Below are 19302 nucleotides of genomic sequence, written 5' to 3' on the forward strand. Positions count from 1 at the left end.
TGTTCGACCCCTCATCTGCTTTGTAAGCATTTAAGGATCGAAGAAAGATATAAGGAGACGGAATAGATGTTCCGGAGAGATATATGGCAAGGCAGGACGAGATAAATAGTCTTTTTGCGCAAACGTCATTTCTGTATGGTGGGAATGCGGATTATATAGATCAACTTTATGCTCAGTATGAAAAAGATCCTACCAGTGTTGATTCACAGTGGCGTGCTTTTTTTGAAGGTCTCCATGATAACAGAGAAGATGTTCTCAAAAATGCTGAAGGAGCAACGTGGCAGCATGACCATTGGCCATTAAAGCCAGATGGTGAATTGGTTTCTGCTCTTGATGGTGATTGGTCTTCTCTTGAAAAATATCTTGGTGACAAATTGAAAGAAAAAGCAGCAACGGGGGGTGCTCAAAAGGGAAAAACTTCCAGTGAACAAGATATTATTCGTGCAACGCGTGATTCTGTTCATGCCATTATGATGATTCGGGCATTTCGAGCACGGGGGCATCTTCGGGCAAAGCTTGATCCTCTTCAATTGGCCGAAAATCTGGAAGATTATAAAGAACTTTCTCCTGAAGCTTATGGTTTTACTCCTGCTGATTATGAACGTCCCATTTTTATTGATAATGTTTTAGGGTTGGAATATGCAACTATTCCGCAAATGCTTGAAATTCTCAATCGTACCTATTGTTCAACAATCGGTGTGGAATATATGCATGTTTCTGATCCAGTCCAGAAAGCATGGCTTCAAGAGCGTATTGAGGGGCGAGATAAAAAAATTGCTTTCACCCAGCAAGACAAGAAAGCTATTCTGAATAAGCTGATTGAAGCAGAGGGATTCGAACAGTTTTTAGACACTAAATATAAAGGAACAAAACGTTTTGGACTTGATGGTGGTGAAGCGCTAATTCCTGCTCTTGAACAGATTATTAAATGCGGTAGTGCGTTAGGGGTGCAGGAAGTTATCTTAGGAATGGCCCATCGTGGTCGTTTAAATGTTCTTTCACAAGTTCTCGCTAAGCCGCATAGAGCTATCTTTCATGAATTCAAAGGGGGATCTTATAAGCCTGATGATGTAGAGGGATCAGGCGATGTTAAATATCATTTAGGAACGACGGCTGATTTGGACTTTGATGGTAATAAAGTGCATTTATCACTTTTAGCTAACCCCTCTCATCTTGAGATTGTTGATCCAGTTGTTATGGGAAAAGCACGTGCTAAACAAGATCAACTTGTCGGACCCACACACACTGATTCACTCCCATTGAGTGAGCGTTCAAAAGTGTTGCCATTGCTTATTCACGGTGATGCTGCTTTTGCAGGTCAAGGCGTTATCCAAGAGACCTTTGGTCTTTCAGGTCTCAAAGGTTATCGTGTTGCAGGTTCACTTCATGTTATTATTAATAATCAGATTGGTTTTACAACAGCGCCACGTTTTTCACGTTCTTCGCCTTATCCATCTGATGTTGCAAAAATGATTGATGCTCCCATTTTTCATGTGAATGGTGATGATCCTGAAGCTGTTGTTTTTGTTGCAAAAATAGCAATGGAGTTTCGTCAAATTTTCCATAAACCGGTGGTCATTGATATGTTTTGTTATCGCCGTTATGGACATAATGAAGGTGATGAACCTTCCTTTACGCAGCCACTTATGTATAAAGCAATTCGTAATCATAAAACAACTCTTCAGCTTTATAGTGATCAATTGATCGCAGAAGGATTGGTTTCTTCAGAAGAGATTGAGCAACAAAAAAAGTTATGGCGCGATAAACTTGAAGGCGAGCTTGAAGCAAGTGCTTCTTATAAGCCCAATAAGGCTGATTGGCTTGATGGAAGTTGGACGGGGCTCAAAGCTTTTAGTAATGCTGAAGAGCAACATTCTAAAGAAACGGGTGTTGAATTAAAGACTTTAAAGAAAATTGGTCAGAAACTTGTCGAAATTCCAGAGAATTTTCATGTTCATAAAACGATACAGCGTTTTTTAAACAATCGTGCTAAAATTTTCGAAACCGGTGAGGGCGTTGACTGGGCTACCGCTGAAGCTCTCGCTTTTGGCTCACTTTGTTTAGAAGGAGCACCGGTTCGTCTTTCGGGTGAAGATGTTGAACGGGGAACTTTTTCACAACGTCATTCAGTTCTTTATGACCAAGAAAATGAAGCGCGTTATATTCCTTTGAATCATTTACAAAAGGGGCAAGCACTTTATGAAGTTGTTAATTCTATGCTTTCTGAAGAAGCTGTTCTTGGTTTTGAATATGGATATTCTCTTGCTGAACCACGAGGATTAATCCTTTGGGAAGCACAATTTGGTGACTTCTCTAATGGTGCACAGGTCATTTTTGATCAATTTATTTCATCTGCAGAACGTAAATGGCTTCGTATGTCTGGTCTTGTGTGCTTATTGCCTCATGGTTTTGAAGGACAAGGGCCGGAGCATTCTTCTGCACGTTTGGAGCGGTTTCTTCAGCTTTGTGCGGAAGATAATATGCAGGTTGCTAATTGTACAACACCTGCAAATTATTTTCATATTTTGCGTCGACAAATTAAGCGTGATTTCCGTAAGCCATTGATTTTAATGACACCTAAATCACTTTTGCGTCATAAACGAGCTGTTTCTCTTCTCAGTGAAATGGGACCAGAAACGAGTTTCTCTCGTGTATTGCTTGATGATGCAGAATGTCTCAAAGATTCTGTTGTGAAGTTGCAAAAAGATAATAAAATTCGCCGTGTCGTTCTTTGTACGGGTAAGGTTTATTACGACCTTTATGAAGAACGTGAAAAAAAGGGTATTGATGATGTTTATCTTCTTCGTATTGAACAGTTATATCCTTTCCCTGCAAAGGTTTTGGTGAGTGTGTTATCACGCTTTTTGCAGGCAGAAGTTTTTTGGTGCCAAGAAGAGCCAAAAAACATGGGGGCTTGGTCATTTATTGAGCCTTATTTGGAATGGGTTTTGACGCATATTAATGCGCAATATTCACGTGCTCGTTATGCAGGACGTCCGGCGAGCGCATCACCGGCCTCTGGGTTAATGGTGAAACACCTTGAACAACTGGCTGCGTTTCTTAAAGACGCGTTAGGTTCTTAATTTGTTACTACTCTGATGTATGGAAAAATATTATGACTACTGAAATCCGTGTTCCTACTTTGGGCGAATCGGTTACCGAAGCAACGGTTGGCAAATGGTTTAAAAAACTGGGCGAAGCTGTCGCTATGGATGAGCCTTTGGTTGAATTAGAAACTGATAAGGTAACTGTTGAAGTTCCTTCTCCTGTTGCTGGAAAATTATCTGAAATCATCGCAAAAGAAGGCGATACGGTTGAAGTGAAAGCTCTTTTAGGAATGGTGGAAGCTGGCCAAGCCGGTGCTTTCCAATCATTTTCAGCTTCTGCGACACCTGTGCCAGCGGCTTCATCTAAAACGGAGAAGCTTGCTTCGAGTAGTACTATGCCTCCTTCACCCTCAGCAGCAAAATTGATGGCTGAAAATAATGTAGCAAAAAGTGATATTTCAGGTTCTGGAAAACATGGACAAATTCTTAAAGAGGATGTTCTTGGTGGATTAGAACAAAGAACAAAAACGCCTACTCCTTCTTCCTCTGCAACAGGTTCTTCAATGGTTTCTGTTCCAGAAACGCGTGAAGAGCGGGTTCGTATGACTAAATTGCGTCAAACAATTGCTCGTCGTCTTAAAGATGCGCAAAATGTAGCAGCAATGTTAACCACATTTAATGAGGTTGATATGTCTGCGGTAATGGATTTGCGCAAGCGTTATAAGGATCTTTTTGAAAAGAAGCATGGTGTTAAACTTGGTTTTATGGGATTTTTTACCAAAGCTGTTTGTCATGCATTAAAAGAACTTCCCGCTGTTAATGCCGAAATTGATGGAACAGACATTGTTTACAAAAACTATGTCAACGTTGGAATTGCTGTTGGAACGGATAAAGGTCTTGTCGTTCCAGTGGTGCGTGATGCAGATCAAATGTCATTGGCAGAGATTGAAAAAGAGATTGGCCGTTTGGGACGTCTTGCGCGTGATGGGAAATTAGCCGTTTCTGATATGCAAGGCGGAACTTTTACCATTACCAATGGTGGTGTGTATGGATCGTTGATGTCAACACCGATTTTGAATGCACCACAATCTGGTATTTTGGGAATGCATGCAATTAAAGAGCGAGCAATGGTTATCGAGGGCCAAGTTGTGATCCGCCCCATGATGTATTTAGCGCTTTCTTATGATCACCGTATTGTGGATGGGCAAGAAGCTGTAACTTTCCTTGTGCGTGTTAAGGAAAGCCTAGAAGATCCGGAACGCCTTGTTCTTGACTTGTAAAATACAGTTTTCAGGATGAAAGGAGAAACGGATGTCTTATGATGTGGCTGTGATCGGAGCGGGTCCAGGTGGTTATGTAGCGGCAATAAAGGCGGCACAACTAGGGCTTAAAGTAGCGATTATTGAAAAGCGTACAACATTAGGGGGAACATGTCTCAATGTTGGTTGTATACCTTCTAAAGCATTGTTGCATGCTTCAGAAGTGTTTGCTGAAACCCAGCATGGTTTTGAAACGCTTGGGGTTTCTATTGGCAAATCTAAGCTTAATCTTGAACAAATGATGCTTCATAAGAAAGCTGTAGTGACAGCCAATACAAGTGGCGTGTCTTTTTTGATGAAAAAAAATAAAGTTGATACTTTTTTTGGAACAGCCAAAATTTTGAGTGCGGGTCATGTGGAAGTTGTTGCTAGAGATGGTCATAAACAAACAATTGAAACAAAAAATATTATCATTGCTACAGGTTCAGAGAGTTCAGGCATTCCAGGAGTGAATGTTGAAATTGATGAAAAGACTATTGTTTCTTCTACCGGAGCCCTTTCTCTTGAAAAAGTACCATCGCGTATGATTGTCGTGGGTGCTGGTGTCATTGGTTCAGAACTTGGTTCAGTTTGGAGCCGTTTAGGGGCTAAGGTGACCATTATTGAGTATCTGAATAAGGTTTTGGGATCAATGGATGGTGAAGTTTCACGTCAATTTCAAAAGTTAATGGAAAAGCAGGGGATTGAATATAAAACGGGTGCAAAGGTAACAGCCATTACACAATCTGGCTCAGCGGCTCAGGTGAGCTTTGAATCTGTTAAAGGTGGTGAATCTGAAACTTTAGAGGCTGATGTTGTGCTTATTGCGACTGGGCGTTCTCCGTATACGGAGGGGCTTGGATTGAGTGAAGTTGGTATTCAGTTAGATGAACGCGGATTTGTTGCAATTGATACCCATTGGCAGACAAATGTTCCTGGAATTTATGCGATTGGTGATGTCGTAAAAGGACCAATGTTAGCGCATAAAGCAGAGGAAGAAGGCGTTGCTGTGGCAGAAATTTTGGCAGGTCAAAAAGGGCATGTTAATTTTGATGTTATTCCTAGTGTTGTTTATACACAGCCGGAAATTGCGAGTGTAGGAAAGACAGAAGAAGAACTACAAGCAGCCGGTATTGAATATAATGTTGGTAAATTTCCTTTTATGGCCAATGGTCGTGCACGTGCAATGCAAAAGAGTGATGGGTTTGTTAAAATCCTTGCTGATAAGAAAACAGATCGGGTTTTGGGGGGGCATATTCTTGGGTTTGGTGCCGGTGAAATGATTCACGAAATTACAGTTTTAATGGAATTTGGTGGTTCATCAGAGGATCTAGGACGCTGTTGTCATGCTCACCCTACCTTATCAGAAGCAGTTCGTGAAGCAGCTTTGGCAACATTTGCTAAACCGCTTCATATTTAAAAAGCTTTTAAAACCTACATTTTAAAAGGCCAAAAAGGACAGTAAATATTTGTGAAGCATACAACAAATTTTGAGAGAGAATAAAAACAATCGTACGAGGTGTTCTCCTTAATTCGTTGTGTGCTTTTCAGTAATTGTTGTTTTAGATTTCAATTGTGTCGTTTTGATCGTTTATTCTGTTGTGCACACTTGTTTAAAGCAGTTATATTTAGTCTATATCAAATTTTACATATGAGGTATTTTTATCCTGTTATAAATTTCAGGATAGGATTCTCAGTCTATTTGCGTTCTTTGTTTTAAGGAAACATCTCTCAAAGCTCTCAAATCTATTTCGCGATAGTGTGCTCGTGAAGGGTGTAACTGTAAAGCTCTTCGTGAAGTATATAAAACGCATTATATACCACTATCTTTATGCTTCATAAAAGGCATAAGTTGGCGCCAAGTTATATTTATGGGTCTTCAATGTTATACAATTTTCGTCTATTTGAGAGCATTTATAAGAGGTATTTTTTCTTGCTGCTTCTTTTATTTATAAGGACTCTCGCCGCTTGTGATATGTGGAAAAAATGGTTTTATATAAATAGACTTGCCATAAGAGAATCCTACGGTATTAGGAGCTCTCATTCAACGTGTGAAATAAATAAATTATACTTACAATTTATATTAAGAGAAAAGTTTGCTTATAGAGTTCATGCAGTGGAAAGCTAAGTGGAAGGTATTCGATAAGAAGTTGGATTATTTATAAACCATTGTTTAGAGAAACGATATTTTATTTTTATAAATTAATGAGTTATAGATTATGCGAGACATATGAAGCGTGAAGGAAAGTGGCGTTTTCTTAAAGAAATCTGATTGTTTAATGATTAGTGTGGGTTAAGGATTTGTTTTTTTTAAGATCAAGAGGGTGCTAAATATTTTGAAAAATACCACCTTTAAAGGTGGTATTTTATATCTTTTTTTATGACAATAGTAGGCCATACAATATGATTAAGTTAGTTTTTGCCTCTTAGTCCTTTTTACTCGTTGCTTGCTCTGTCTTAAAAAAGATGATCTGGATCTTTCTTTCAAATTTTTAAGAAATCCCAATGTTCTCAAAACATGACCCATAGCTAAAATTTTTGAAAAAACATAATATTCATATGAATATTATGTTTTTTCATGAGGTGATTTTATAATAACTGAAAAAAACAGACCTATGTTTTCTATAGGAATAAATTTAAAATTGTAATTTTTTATTCTCTTCTTGTTCTCTTATAAAGGTGGGAAGCCCCATATGATCAAGATATTTTAGGAAAGGGTGGGGAGGTAATTCTTCTACATTGACCATCGTTTTAACATTCCATTCGCCTGTGGCAATGAGAAGGGCTGTTACAGCTGCTGGTACACCAGCTGTATAGGAAATACCTTGTGCTCCGGTTTCATGAAAAGCTTGTTTGTGATCGGCTATGTTATAAATAAAAATTTCTTTTGGTTTTCCATCTTTTTCACCTTTGATAAGATCCCCAATACAGGTTTTTCCTGTGTATTCAGGGGCGAGAGAAGAAGGATCGGGTAAGACAGCTTTTACAACTTTTAAAGGAATGACTTCTTGACCTTCTGCTGTTGTAACAGGCTGTTCGGATAAGAGACCAAGATTTTTCAAAACGGTAAAAACAGTGATGTAACGATCACTAAAACCCATCCAGAAGCGGACATTTTGGACATCAAGATTTTTGGAAAGTGAATGAATTTCATCATGTCCTGTCATATAGGCTTTTTGTTTTCCAACAACAGGAAGATCCCATTCATGGCTGATTTCAAACATTTTATTGGAAACCCATTTTTTATTTTGCCATGACCATACTTGTCCTGTAAATTCACGAAAGTTAATTTCTGGATCAAAATTCGTGGCAAACCAACGTCCATGACTTCCAGCATTAATGTCAATGATATCGATATCAGTGATCTTATCGAAATAAGATTTATGCGCTAACGCTGCATAAGAATTTACAACGCCTGGATCAAAACCAGCGCCTAAAATAGCCGTGATACCCGCTTGTTCACATTCTTGACGTCGAGGCCATTCATAATTGCCATACCAGGGTGGTGTTTCACAAATTTTAAGAGGATCTTCATGAATGGCAGTATCGATATAAGCACATTTGGTTTCGATACAAGCTGAGAGAACAGACATATTAAGAAAAGCTGAACCAACATTAATGACAATTTCACATTTGGTTTTTTGGATGAGCTTTACAGTTTCTTCTACATTCATGGCATTAAGCAAATGGCTTTTGAGAACACCTTGTTCTTTCATAGAATTTTTTTCTTTAATAGAAGCAATAATGGCTTCACATTTTTTGAGTGTTCGTGAAGCAATATGAATTTCACCAAAAATGTCATTGTTTTGAGCACATTTGTGCGCAACAACTTGTGCAACACCTCCAGCACCAATAATGAGAACGTTTTTTTTCATTGTAGGTTCATCTCCTTTTTAATACTGTTGTATGACGTTTTTTTGTGGTTATTCTTTCATGAAAGACTTATCTGATAATCATGATAGTTAAATTGACGTTGAAGCGTTAGTGTACCATCAAATTCTTTTATGACAATGGCAGGCATTGCAACGCCATTAAACCAGTTTTTCTTGACCATTGTATAACCTGCTGTATCCTGAAAAGACAGTCTATCCCCTATTTTCAGAGGTTTTGGAAATTGAAATGTTCCAAAAATATCACCGGCAAGGCAAGATTTGCCGCAGACCATAATTTCATACGGACCTTGATTTGGTTCTAATTTCGCATTTTCGCGGTAAATGAGAAGATCAAGCATATGTGCTTCGATTGAGCTATCAACGATAGCAAGATTCTTTTCATTATACAATGTATCAAGAACACTGACTTCTAGAGTGGTACTTTTTGTTATAGCAGCTTCTCCTGGTTCTAGAAAAATAGTGACACCATAGGTTTCTGAAAACTGTTTTAAGCGTTCTGCGAAAGTTTCTAGAGGATAATTTTCAGCTGTAAAATGAATTCCACCACCAAGGCTTATCCAATCTACGGCAGAAAAAAGTTCTGAAAATTTTTCTTCCATAACCCCAAGCATTTGGTTAAAAAGATTAAAGTTAGCATTTTCACAATTGTTATGGATCATCAAGCCGTTGATGAGAGGTAGAACTTCTTTAATAGCACTTTGGTTTGTTTCTCCTAAGCGACTAAAAGGGCGGGAGGGATTAGCAAGATCAAAATTGGATGCACTTATTCCTGGATTTAATCTTAGACCTCGTTGAATGGTTTTTGTTGCATCAGAAAAGCGTTGAAGTTGCTGGATTGAGTTAAAGATAATTTTATCTGCATAACCACAGGCTTCATCAATTTCGTGATCAGCCCAAGCAACCGAATAGGCATGGGTTTCTTTGCCAAATTTTTCTCTTCCTAAACGCAGTTCATAAAGAGATGATGAGGTGGTTCCATCCATAAATTCAGACATGACATCAAAAACACTCCATGTGGCAAAACATTTCAAAGCAAGCAAAACTTTTGCTTCGGACATTTCTCGTAAACGAGAAATTATTTGCATATTTTTGATGAGTTTCGATTTGTCTATAAGATAGTATGGGGTTTTTATCATCATTTATTCATTCTTTTTTAAAGGATCTTATTCTTGAGATCAGCGTTTAGTACAAAGAGTAACAGAATGTCTCAAGAAAAAAGAATCTTAAGAAAAGAATCTGTTTCTGTCTAGCAATAGAAAGGCTTTCTGTAACGGCTGTCATTTATTAGTTTGAGTTTTGCGTTATGCGTATGAAAAAAAAATTATATTATGCTTTAGCTTTTTTATTTATGAGCAGTATTTTCATTATAACAACTGCTCTTGTTCATTTGGGGCAAAATAAAGGTGATGCTAAAGCCAAACTGGTTTCTCAGACTTCTGTCCAAGAGAGTTCGGAGCCTTTGATTTTTACGGGGCGTAGAGAACTTAATGGTTTTAAGGGTTATCATCATTATCGGCGTGGTTACGTTAAGTATAAAGATAATTGGTGGTATCCTGAAGCGGCTTTTGTGACATCACCGCACTTAAGCACAAAAAGCGCATCATTAAAAGTTGTATCAGGTGCTAAAAGAATCTTTTTAACCTCTTCTTCAGAAAAATTAGAAAAAAAAGAGCCATGGATGCTGAAACAGCATATTAAATCTTGTCGTTCCCGTTATCGCTCTTATAAAGAAAATGATAATAGTTTTCAGCCTTTTCATGGTTCGCGTAAACAGTGTTTATCGCGTTTTTTTAAAGGATAGAAATAATTAAATAAAATTTTAATTGCTTCTTGTCGTGAGTGTTATTGTTCTTACAATAAAAAAGAAAGCTTGTTTGGTGTGCAGTATTTCTATGCGGGCATTGTTTTTTTGAAAAATTTAAATACTTTTAAGTTTTATTAAATCTTATTATCGTTAAGTGTGGAATGGGGGGAAATATAAACTTTTGTTTTGTCAATGACAAAATATTAAAGACAGGATGGAGCTTAAAGAATGACAGTACGGGAAGCAATGTTGATATTGCTTATTTTGCTTCCCTTTTGTGGAAGTACTGTTATTGGTTTTTTTCGTTCGACAGCAAAAAATAATGAAGCGTGGTTTGCTGGGGGCATTGCTCTTTTTAGCCTTCTTTTTACTATCATGCTTTATCCAGCAATTCGCGGCAATCACATTATCCGTTTAAATATTCATTGGCTTCCAGAATGGGGGGGTGATTTTATCCTCCGAATGGATGGTTTATCGTGGCTTTTTTGCTTGCTCATTACAGGAATTGGGTTGCTTGTCGTTGTTTATGCCCGTTATTATATGGATCCTGCGGATTCTGTACCACGGTTTTTTTCTTTTTTTCTAGCCTTTATGGGCTCAATGACAGGGATTGTTTTATCAGGTAATCTCATCTTTTTGGTTGTTTTCTGGGAACTTACTAGTATTTTTTCTTTTTTGTTGATTGGTTATTGGTATCATAATGCCAGTGCGCGTGAAGGGGCGCGTATGGCTTTAACGATTACAGGTTTTGGTGGTTTTGCCCTTTTTATTGGGGTTTTATTGATTGGGTATATTGTTGGTAGTTTTGATTTGGATAAAATTTTACAGTCTGGCGATGTAATCCGATCAAGTTCGCTTTATATCCCTACCCTTATTTGTATTTTATTGGGTGGATTAACAAAAAGCGCACAGTTTCCTTTTCATTTTTGGTTACCTAATGCGATGGCAGCTCCAACACCCGTATCGGCTTATTTGCATTCGGCAACGATGGTAAAAGCAGGGTTGTTTTTGTTAGTTCGTTTATGGCCCGTGCTTTCTGGGACAGAAACTTGGTTTTGGATAGTTGGCTTTTCAGGACTTTCAACATTGTTGCTTGGCGCTTATTTTTCTATGTTTCAGCAAGATTTAAAGGGACTGCTTGCTTACTCAACGATTAGTCATCTTGGATTGATTACCACGCTTTTAAGTCTTGGGAGTCCCCTTGCGTGTGTTGCAGCAATCTTTCATATGGCCAATCATGCTACTTTTAAAGCGTCTCTATTTATGGCTGCCGGCATTATTGATCACGAAACGGGAACACGTGATATGCGCAAGTTAACAGGTCTTTATCGCTCTATGCCGATTACAGCAACACTTGCTTTAGTAGCAAGTGCGGCAATGGCTGGTGTTCCTTTGCTCAATGGTTTTTTATCAAAAGAAATGTTTTTTGCTGAAGCTGTTGAAACGCACATGGAATCATGGCTTGACTGGATTTCTCCCTATGTAGCAACACTTGCTAGCCTATTTAGCGTAACCTATTCTATACGTTTTATTCATGGGGTCTTTTGGGGACCAAAATCGGACGAATTACCTAAAATACCGCATGAACCACCGCATTTTATGCGTTTACCCATGGAACTTTTGGTGTTTATTTGTTTGGCTGTTGGTATTTTTCCTAATTTTACAATCGGGCCTATTTTAGATAATGCTGTTGTATCTGTTTTAGGACCGATGACGATCTCTTATAGCTTGGCTGTTTGGCATGGGTTTAATACACCATTAATGATGAGCTTGGTGGCTTTATTAGGGGGAGGCTTGCTCTATGTTGTCGGGCGGCGTTATTTTTTATCTTGTGATGATGGTGCTCCCTTTTTTCGTCATTTGAAAGGACCGCGTATTTTTGAACGCATTCTTGTGATTATTTCTTGGAAATGGGCACGTGCGGTGGAAGCTCTTTTGTCAACACGTCGTTTGCAAATCCAGTTGCACTGGATTTTTACTGTATGTTTTATTTTTGTTGGTCTTTTGCTTTGGCATGATGGTTTAATCGCACTAGGAGGGCTGCCGCTTTTTCCACTTGATATTCCTTTTCTTGTTATTTGGCTGGTCGGTGGATTGTGCGCGATTTTAGTCGCTTGGCAAGCAAAGTTTCATCGTCTTGCATCCCTCATGCTTTTGGGGGGAGCAGGGTTAATGACATGTGCAACCTTTTTATGGCTTTCTGCGCCCGATTTGGCTATAACGCAATTGGTTGTTGAAGTGGTGACAGTTGTTTTATTATTGCTTGGTTTGCGTTGGTTGCCTAAGCGTGTGTATAATTCTTCTCCAACATCTGTTCATTTTTGGGTACGTTTACGTCGCGCCCGTGATTTCATCTTAGCAATTATAGGAGGTGCTGGTGTTGCATGGCTCTCTTTTGCGATGATGACACGTCCTCAAGGGACAACGGTTTCTAATTTTTTTCTGAAAAATGCTTATTCTGGTGCAGGTGGTCGCAATGTTGTGAATGTATTGTTAGTGGATTTTCGTGGTTTTGATACGATGGGAGAGGTTGTGGTTTTGGGGGGTGTTTCTTTAACTGTCTTTGCTCTTTTGCGTCGATTCCGTCCTGCTCCTGAAAGTATTGAGCCGCCGTTTCAACAACGTGTTCAGGAAGCTTTTGATAAAGCACAACCGGATCGAAACGTGGGGGATACAATCTTAAACTATCTCGCTATTCCTTCTGTTATTATGGGGTGGCTCTTTTCCGTTATTATTGCTTTTTCTTTTTATCTATTTGTGCGAGGACATGATCTTCCTGGAGGGGGATTTGTAGGAGGGGTAACTTTAGCGATAGGCTTTATTTTGCAGTATCTTGCGCGGGATATTCGTTGGGTAGAAAATCATTTAAGAGTTTTGCCTTTACGCTGGATGGGCTTTGGCTTATTGCTATCGGTTGTCACGGGAGCAGGGGCTTTGTTTGTTGGGTACCCTTTTTTAACATCATTTTTCCAATATATTCATATGCCATTGATTGGAAAGATTCCTATAGCATCTGCTTTTTTGTTTGATTTTGGTGTGTTTTCTCTTGTGTTGGGAGCAACAATTCTCATTTTAATTGCCCTTGCACATCAATCCATTCGTAGTTACCGAATCGGTAAAAAACCTACTTTAAAAGAGAAGGAAAATTAATGGAAATTATTCTTTCTTTGGCCATTGGCGTTCTTGTTGGATCTGGAATTTGGCTCATTTTGCGCCCCCGAACTTTTCAAGTCATTCTTGGTTTATCCTTGATATCCTATGGTGTTAATCTTTTCATCTTTGCAATGAGTAGACCACGCAGTAATGCAGCGCCAATTGTTGATCCTACGATGGCTATCAATCCGGCGAATTATGTTGATCCTCTTCCACAGGCTTTGGTTTTAACTTCAATTGTGATCGGTTTTGCAACAACAGCCCTCTTTTTGGTTATCTTGTTGGTTTCACGCGGTTTAACAGGTTCAGATCATGTTGATGGACGTGAGGTACAGTGATGGAAGCTTGTGTGCATCACCTTCTTATCATGCCAATTCTTTTGCCGTTAAGTACTGGAGCCCTTCTTCTTTTCTATGATGAACGTCGTTCAAAACTGAAATCACTCATAAGTATTTTTTCTGCCGCATTGTTGGTTGTTGTTGCTGTTTTATTGGTGATGCGTGCTCTTGAAGTTGCACCAGCTGTGGATGTTTATCGGCTTGGTAGTTGGCCTTCTCCTTTTGGTATTGTTTTGGTGCTTGATCGCTTAAGTGCTATGATGCTTTTGCTTTCTAGCTTGTTGATCAGTGCTTCGTTGGTTTTTGCGCGGGCTCATTGGTATAAAGCGGGTTCTCATTTTCAGTCATTGATGCAATTTTTCATGGTTGGAATAAACGGCGCTTTTTTAACAGGTGATTTATTTAATTTATTTGTATTTTTTGAAGTGATGTTAACAGCCTCTTATGGGCTTGCGTTGCATGGTTCTGGTCCGCTACGTGTGCGTGCTGGGTTGCATTATGTCGTGATTAATCTGGTTGCTTCGTTGTTTTTTCTCATTGGTGCGGCACTTATTTATGGAATCGTAGGTACCCTCAATATGGCTGATTTGGCTGTAAAAATGCAATATATAGCTTCTAGCGATATGACTTTATTTGAAATAGGGGCTGCTCTTTTGGGAATTGCTTTCTTAATTAAAGCAGGGGTGTGGCCATTGAATTTTTGGTTGATGCCAACTTATAGTGCAGCAGTAGCACCTGTTGGGGCTTCTTTTGCACTTTTAAGCAAAGTCGGTATTTATATTATTTTACGCTTAACATTGTTATGGTTTGGACCAGAAAGTGGACATTTTAACCATTTTGGTCAAACGGTTTTGTTTTACGGTGGGCTTGCTACTATGGCTTTTGGTTTTATTGGGGTGTTGGCAAGCCAAATCTTGGTACGTTTGGCAGCTTATAGCATTTTGGTCTCTTCTGGGACATTGTTGAGCGCAATCGGGATCGGTAATACAGCACTGATCGCAGGAGCACTCTTTTATATTGTTTCCTCGACTTTAGCACTGGGCGCTTTTTTTCTTTTGGTGGAATTGGTTGAACGCTGTCAAGATGTCGCAGCTAATGTTTTGACGGTGACAATGGAAGTTTATGGGGACGATGAAGAAGAGGAAGAAGATGAAGTAGGCACTTATTTACCCGTAGCTTTGGCAATTCTTGGAGCTTGTTTTGGTTTTTGTGCACTTTTGATTATTGGCCTGCCTCCTTTTTCTGGTTTTGTTTCTAAATTTATGATGTTTGTGGCACTCTTAAACCATAGTAAAGAAAATATTTCTCCCTCTCTACCTGTTTATTACGATTGGCTTTTTATAACTTTTATCAATCTCTCTGGTTTTGCGGCTTTTATTGCGATGACACGAACGGGCATTCGAACTTTTTGGATCTCTCTTGAAGGGAGGATTCCACGGGTGCAAGTGATTGAATTTGCCCCCATTGCCGTTCTACTTGCTTTGTGTTTTCTTATTACAATTGTCGCTGGTCCTGTTAGTCGTTATATGCTTGAAACAGCTAAAACTTTGCATGAACCTCAAAATTATATTGGCAGCGTTTTAGATGATTTTTCTCTTGAAAATAGGGGAATTTATCAGTGAAATACCGTTATTTTTTCTCTTTTTCTAGCTTAGCAATTATTTTTATGTGGCTGATCTTAAATGGCTTTAGTTTCGGTCAACTGCTTTTAGGCGTTATCATTGCTTTATTTGGGGGCTGGATGATGCGGCTTCTTGAGCCGGAAAAAATAACGATTAAAAGTTGGCGTGCCGTTTTTAAGCTGTTTTTTCGTGTGTTTATTGATTCTATTATTTCAAATATTGTTGTGGCTTACTTCGTTTTAACCAAAAGATCTCGAACACAGCAGTCTGGTTTTATTGTGGTGCCTATTTCGCTTGAAAGTCGCACAGCTTTAGCTGTTTTGGCATGTATTCTTTCAGCAACTCCAGGGACTATTTGGATTGCCTATAATAGAAAGAATAGTGAACTTTTGCTTCATGTCTTAAATTTTGAAAATGGATTTGATTACCAAAAATTGATCAAAAAACGCTATGAGCAATTACTTTTGGAGATTTTTTAATGAGTATGGTGATCCTTTATTGGGGGCTTTATCTTTCGCAATTTTTTTTAAGTTTGGCAATGATTCTCGCACTGTTTCGGCTGATTCGTGGTCCACGAGCGCAAGATCGGATTGTGGGGTTGGATGCTCTTTATATAATCACTATTCTTTTATTTTTGACATTTGATATCCGTTCAGGCACAACCATTTATTTTGTGGCAGCTCTCATTGTTGGCTTATTGGGCCCTGTATCAAGTATTGCGTTGGCAAAATTCCTCATGCGAGGGGAGATTATTGAATGAAGGATGATGTATCGCTTATTGTTGCTGTTGCTGTTACGGTTTTTTTGATCTTAGGATCGGGTCTTACGTTGATTGGAACGATAGGATTGGTGCGTCTTCCCAGTTTTTATAAGCGTTTACATATGCTTTCACTCAGTACAAGTTGGGGCGCTGGTAGTATTCTTGTTGCGTCGTTTCTTTATTCAATTTTTGTAGATCATCATTTTGTTTTTCATGAATTTTTGTTGATGATTTTTTTACTTGTAACTATACCGGCCGCTTCTATGTTGATATCGCAAGCAGCGGCTTACCGACACTATTCAGAAAATAAATTAGAAAAACCGCTGGCTCTTTTATCACGTCAGAGGGAAAAAAAAACCTCTGTTTCCGACGAAATGTCACGTGACACGAGCCAGAGCGATTTTTAAGACACTATAAGCTTTTTTTATTCTGTTTTTTGTTCTTCTACACATTGAATAAGATTTTTTTCTTCTGGATCATTAATGAGATCAGAAAGTGTGGCTTCGTTTCCTTTTGTCCACCATATATAGGGTCCTCCCATATATTTTGCTCCAGAAGCACTTATGCTGCGGGAAGCGATGATGCGCTTTTCTTGCCATTTGAAATCAACAAGCGAAATATTACCCGCATTGAGATAGGTTACTTCAACATGCTCTTTACTTGTACCTGTTTCACATTGATAGGTAGTAACTTCTGTTGTTGGCTCTGGATCATCTGGCACTTCAATAACTAAAGAGCCTGCAAAAGCATTAAGTGAACCGAATAGCGGTAGGCTTAAAGAAATAAAAAATCCCACAATAAAAGCAATTTTTTTCATGATATTTCCTCAGTTATTTAAAATAATAACAGTGATTCATCCTTACAGAGGATGGGCTTTTTTTCTTCTGGATCTTGGATAAGATCATAAAGTGTTACTTCTTTATTTTTCTCCCACCAGATATACTGCTCCCCTACATATTTTGCTCCAGAAGCAGCAATAACATTCGCAGCGATAATACGATCGCCTTTCCATTTGAAATCAACCAATGAAAAATCGTCAGTGTTGTGATAAGTTGCTTCAACGCGTTCTTTATTTGTACCCATATCACATTGATAGGTTACGGTTTGTGTTTCTGGATTACCTGACACTTCAATGACTAAAGCTGCAGCTAAGGTGCTGCTAACATTGAAAAATAATAAAGAGGAAAAAAATCCTAAAATTTGTAGAGTTTTTTTCATAATGCTTCCCTATATGAAAAGTAATTTGTCTTAATAAGATGGTGTCTACGGCAGGATTCGAACCTGCGACCCCAGGATTCATACCACTTCGATTTTCACCGCCAGCGTTAAAAGCTGTTTGTGGTCTGGACTGTCTCTTCACCGTAAAGCTTGCGCCTTTTAGGTGCTGCCCGTTCAGTCTCTACACCTTCCTCTCATGTTAAGAGAGGCTTGGCTCGGGATTGGCATATAGTTTTGCCCATGAAGCTTTCCCCGAATTTGAGCAGATCCACTTTGAGGATTTCTCCTCAAGGCGCCCAATTTCTTTAGGAATCCTGTGCTCTATCCTACTGAGCTACGTAGACATCATCATAACTATTCCTTTAATAGAAGTATAAAAACGAATCAATTATATTCAATATGAATTAACGAATTTCTGTTAATTTTTGTTCCAAAAAGGATAAAACTGCATCTGATGGAACATTTTTTGCAATAAATGATTGGCCAAGTCCCCGTGTTAAAATAAAGGTCAAATTGTTTTGTGAAACTTTTTTATCTTGAGCAATGAGATTCATCAATGTTTCAGCATCTGGTAGATCTCCTGGGATATCCTTTAACCGTATAGGTAAACCTACAGCTTTAAGGTGTGTTTCGATACGATGTATGAGTGTGGGGTCACATAGATTCAGTTGTGCAGAGAATTGATGTGCCAGAATCATTCCAATTGCTACAGCTTCACCGTGAATTAAGCGCTTGGAATCATAAGCGGTTGCTGTTTCAAGCATGTGCCCAAAGGTATGACCGAGATTTAAGAGTGCGCGCTCCCCTGTTTCGTATTCGTCACGGGCGACTATGGCAGCTTTAAATTGGCATGAGCGGACAATAGCTTCTGTTCGCATGGGGCCATTGGAGAAAATTTTTTGTCCGTTTTTTTCAAGCCATGCAAAGAATTCAGGTTGGTTAATAAGACCATATTTAACCATTTCTGCATAACCTGCGCGAAATTGGCGTGGTGGGAGTGTATCAAGAACAGATGTGTCAGAAATAACGCATTGCGGTTGATAAAAAGCACCAATAAGATTTTTACCATATCGGCTGTTGATGCCCGTTTTTCCACCAACAGAAGAATCAATTTGTGCAAGAAGCGTTGTGGGCATCTGAATGAAATTCATTCCGCGGCGTATCATACTTGCGGCAAATCCTGCTAGATCTCCAATCACACCGCCACCAAAAGCAATCACACAGTCACCTCTTTCTAAGCGTGCGGCAAGAATTTGGTCGATAACAGTTTGCAAGGTTGAAAATGATTTTGATTGTTCTCCTGCTTCTACAATAATAGGGACAGTGTGAATTTTATTTTTTGTTAACTCTGCTTGTAATGGATCCAAATGGAGAGGTGCAACATTTGTATCTGTAACAATTGCTAAACGCGTTTGATGAAAATCCGTTTTCTGAAGAGAATGCTTAATTTGTAAAGCTGCTTGCGCAATGAGATTTGGTCCAATGATGATATTATAACAGCGCTTGTCCAGTTTAACAGTAACGGTTTTGGTTTGCATGCTTGTTGTTCCTGTGGTTATTTTTCTGTATCGAGATAGTGATGTATAGATCGTATGACATTTTTTGCTACGGTAAGACAGCTTTCTTTATGTGTGTGAATTGTTAAGTTTGCCTTTGCATAAATAGGATAACGCTGGTCCATGAGCTTTTGCATGGTTTCTTTAGGGTTTTCTGTTTGGAGAAGGGGCCGCGTTTTGCGCTTCGAGACACGTTGCATGAGGATATCAAGGTCGGCTTTGAGCCAGATAGATATAGCATTTTGATGAATGGCTTTTCGAATGTTTTGATTTATGTATGCACCGCCACCAGTTGCTAAAATGAGAGGACTTTTTTTTATAAGATTGAGAATAACACGCTGTTCAAGAGCGCGGAACTCTGATTCACCATAAATTTTAAAGAGTTCGGTGATGGTCATTTTTGAAGCTTTTTCAATTTCTTGATCAGAATCATAAAAGGGTAAATCAAGTATGGTGGCAACGCGTTTTCCGATGACTGATTTTCCTGCTCCCATAAGACCAACAAACACAAGAGCGCGTTTATCAAGAGATGATGAGACTTGTCTTTTTATTTGTGAGAGAGGTTGATGTTGGGGTCTATTACTTTTCATAGCTTATTTCGGCATTTATCTGT

The 19302-nt window shown here is 38.8% G+C and carries 15 protein-coding genes and 1 pseudogene; 10 read left to right on the forward strand and 6 right to left on the reverse strand.

Going from position 1 to position 19302, the window contains the following annotated elements; translation table 11 throughout:
* Nucleotides 1–83: 83 nt before the first annotated feature.
* From PVV59_RS00780 to lpdA, 3 genes are read left to right on the forward strand one after another with little or no spacing between them, the layout of a single operon-like run.
* Nucleotides 84–3083, forward strand: a complete 3000-nt coding sequence (locus tag PVV59_RS00780) for a 2-oxoglutarate dehydrogenase E1 component (protein ID WP_273753977.1) — start codon at nt 84–86, stop codon at nt 3081–3083.
* 32 nt (nt 3084–3115) lie between these two features.
* Nucleotides 3116–4327 carry a 2-oxoglutarate dehydrogenase complex dihydrolipoyllysine-residue succinyltransferase gene (odhB, locus tag PVV59_RS00785; RefSeq protein ID WP_273753978.1) on the forward strand — a complete coding sequence of 404 codons (1212 nt, stop codon included), beginning with the start codon at nt 3116–3118 and terminating at the stop codon, nt 4325–4327.
* Nucleotides 4328–4358: 31 nt separating this feature from the next.
* Nucleotides 4359–5765, forward strand: coding sequence for a dihydrolipoyl dehydrogenase (gene lpdA / locus PVV59_RS00790; RefSeq protein WP_273753979.1), 1407 nt, complete (start codon nt 4359–4361; stop codon nt 5763–5765).
* A gap of 1216 nt (nt 5766–6981) precedes the next feature.
* Here the strand turns inward: lpdA and PVV59_RS00795 are convergent.
* Both PVV59_RS00795 and PVV59_RS00800 read right to left on the reverse strand, forming a co-directional pair.
* Nucleotides 6982–8220: a saccharopine dehydrogenase family protein gene (locus PVV59_RS00795; protein WP_273753980.1), complete on the reverse strand. Its 1239-nt coding sequence runs from the start codon at nt 8218–8220 to the stop codon at nt 6982–6984.
* A gap of 56 nt (nt 8221–8276) precedes the next feature.
* Nucleotides 8277–9374 carry a carboxynorspermidine decarboxylase gene (locus PVV59_RS00800; RefSeq protein WP_273754076.1) on the reverse strand — a complete coding sequence of 366 codons (1098 nt, stop codon included), beginning with the start codon at nt 9372–9374 and terminating at the stop codon, nt 8277–8279.
* Between the two features lie 167 nt (nt 9375–9541).
* On the opposite strand from PVV59_RS00800, the gene PVV59_RS00805 reads away from it, so the two are divergent.
* The 7 genes from PVV59_RS00805 (at nt 9542) to mnhG (ending at nt 16322) form a co-directional block, all read left to right on the forward strand.
* Nucleotides 9542–10039, forward strand: coding sequence for a BA14K family protein (locus PVV59_RS00805; protein WP_273753981.1), 498 nt, complete (start codon nt 9542–9544; stop codon nt 10037–10039).
* A gap of 231 nt (nt 10040–10270) precedes the next feature.
* Entirely contained in the window at nt 10271–13192 is a 2922-nt protein-coding gene (locus tag PVV59_RS00810) for a monovalent cation/H+ antiporter subunit A (protein ID WP_273753982.1), read from the forward strand.
* A complete protein-coding gene (locus tag PVV59_RS00815; protein WP_005774297.1) occupies nt 13192–13533 on the forward strand; it encodes a Na+/H+ antiporter subunit C in 342 nt (113 codons plus the stop codon). Before PVV59_RS00810 ends, PVV59_RS00815 begins: the two co-directional genes overlap by 1 nt.
* The gene (locus PVV59_RS00820) at nt 13533–15155 is read left to right on the forward strand and encodes a monovalent cation/H+ antiporter subunit D (RefSeq protein WP_273753983.1); all 1623 of its coding nucleotides are present in this window, start codon (nt 13533–13535) and stop codon (nt 15153–15155) included. The genes PVV59_RS00815 and PVV59_RS00820 overlap by 1 nt, the downstream gene beginning before the upstream one ends.
* Complete coding sequence (locus PVV59_RS00825; protein ID WP_273753984.1) at nt 15152–15634, forward strand: Na+/H+ antiporter subunit E; 483 nt, start codon at nt 15152–15154, stop codon at nt 15632–15634. The genes PVV59_RS00820 and PVV59_RS00825 overlap by 4 nt, the downstream gene beginning before the upstream one ends.
* A complete protein-coding gene (locus PVV59_RS00830; RefSeq protein WP_120121498.1) occupies nt 15634–15915 on the forward strand; it encodes a K+/H+ antiporter subunit F in 282 nt (93 codons plus the stop codon). The genes PVV59_RS00825 and PVV59_RS00830 overlap by 1 nt, the downstream gene beginning before the upstream one ends.
* Nucleotides 15912–16322, forward strand: coding sequence for a monovalent cation/H(+) antiporter subunit G (gene mnhG / locus PVV59_RS00835; protein ID WP_273753986.1), 411 nt, complete (start codon nt 15912–15914; stop codon nt 16320–16322). Before PVV59_RS00830 ends, mnhG begins: the two co-directional genes overlap by 4 nt.
* Nucleotides 16323–16339: 17 nt before the next feature.
* Here the strand turns inward: mnhG and PVV59_RS00840 are convergent, their stop codons facing one another.
* The 4 genes and pseudogenes from PVV59_RS00840 to PVV59_RS00855 all read right to left on the reverse strand — a co-directional run bounded on the left by PVV59_RS00840 (nt 16340) and on the right by PVV59_RS00855 (nt 19279).
* Nucleotides 16340–16732, reverse strand: a complete 393-nt coding sequence (locus PVV59_RS00840; protein ID WP_273753987.1) for an MliC family protein — start codon at nt 16730–16732, stop codon at nt 16340–16342.
* A gap of 17 nt (nt 16733–16749) precedes the next feature.
* Entirely contained in the window at nt 16750–17133 is a 384-nt protein-coding gene (locus tag PVV59_RS00845; protein WP_273753989.1) for an MliC family protein, read from the reverse strand.
* 404 nt (nt 17134–17537) lie between these two features.
* A complete protein-coding gene (gene aroB, locus PVV59_RS00850) occupies nt 17538–18671 on the reverse strand; it encodes a 3-dehydroquinate synthase (RefSeq protein WP_273753990.1) in 1134 nt (377 codons plus the stop codon).
* A pseudogene (locus PVV59_RS00855) lies at nt 18646–19279 on the reverse strand (shikimate kinase). Before PVV59_RS00855 ends, aroB begins: the two are co-directional and overlap by 26 nt.
* Nucleotides 19280–19302: the final 23 nt, after the last annotated feature.

Origin of the sequence: Bartonella sp. MM73XJBT.G (assembly GCF_028618435.1) — a bacterium.
Classification (GTDB): Bacteria; Pseudomonadota; Alphaproteobacteria; order Rhizobiales; family Rhizobiaceae; genus Bartonella.

Coding starts and splice junctions, on each gene's coding strand:
- PVV59_RS00780 (WP_273753977.1), top strand. CDS start 84: ATGGCAAGGCAGGACGAGATAAATAGTCTTTTTGCGCAAACGTCATTT.
- odhB (WP_273753978.1), top strand. CDS start 3,116: ATGACTACTGAAATCCGTGTTCCTACTTTGGGCGAATCGGTTACCGAA.
- lpdA (WP_273753979.1), top strand. CDS start 4,359: ATGTCTTATGATGTGGCTGTGATCGGAGCGGGTCCAGGTGGTTATGTA.
- PVV59_RS00795 (WP_273753980.1), bottom strand. CDS start 8,220: ATGAAAAAAAACGTTCTCATTATTGGTGCTGGAGGTGTTGCACAAGTT.
- PVV59_RS00800 (WP_273754076.1), bottom strand. CDS start 9,374: ATGATAAAAACCCCATACTATCTTATAGACAAATCGAAACTCATCAAA.
- PVV59_RS00805 (WP_273753981.1), top strand. CDS start 9,542: ATGCGTATGAAAAAAAAATTATATTATGCTTTAGCTTTTTTATTTATG.
- PVV59_RS00810 (WP_273753982.1), top strand. CDS start 10,271: ATGACAGTACGGGAAGCAATGTTGATATTGCTTATTTTGCTTCCCTTT.
- PVV59_RS00815 (WP_005774297.1), top strand. CDS start 13,192: ATGGAAATTATTCTTTCTTTGGCCATTGGCGTTCTTGTTGGATCTGGA.
- PVV59_RS00820 (WP_273753983.1), top strand. CDS start 13,533: ATGGAAGCTTGTGTGCATCACCTTCTTATCATGCCAATTCTTTTGCCG.
- PVV59_RS00830 (WP_120121498.1), top strand. CDS start 15,634: ATGAGTATGGTGATCCTTTATTGGGGGCTTTATCTTTCGCAATTTTTT.
- mnhG (WP_273753986.1), top strand. CDS start 15,912: ATGAAGGATGATGTATCGCTTATTGTTGCTGTTGCTGTTACGGTTTTT.
- PVV59_RS00840 (WP_273753987.1), bottom strand. CDS start 16,732: ATGAAAAAAATTGCTTTTATTGTGGGATTTTTTATTTCTTTAAGCCTA.
- PVV59_RS00845 (WP_273753989.1), bottom strand. CDS start 17,133: ATGAAAAAAACTCTACAAATTTTAGGATTTTTTTCCTCTTTATTATTT.
- aroB (WP_273753990.1), bottom strand. CDS start 18,671: ATGCAAACCAAAACCGTTACTGTTAAACTGGACAAGCGCTGTTATAAT.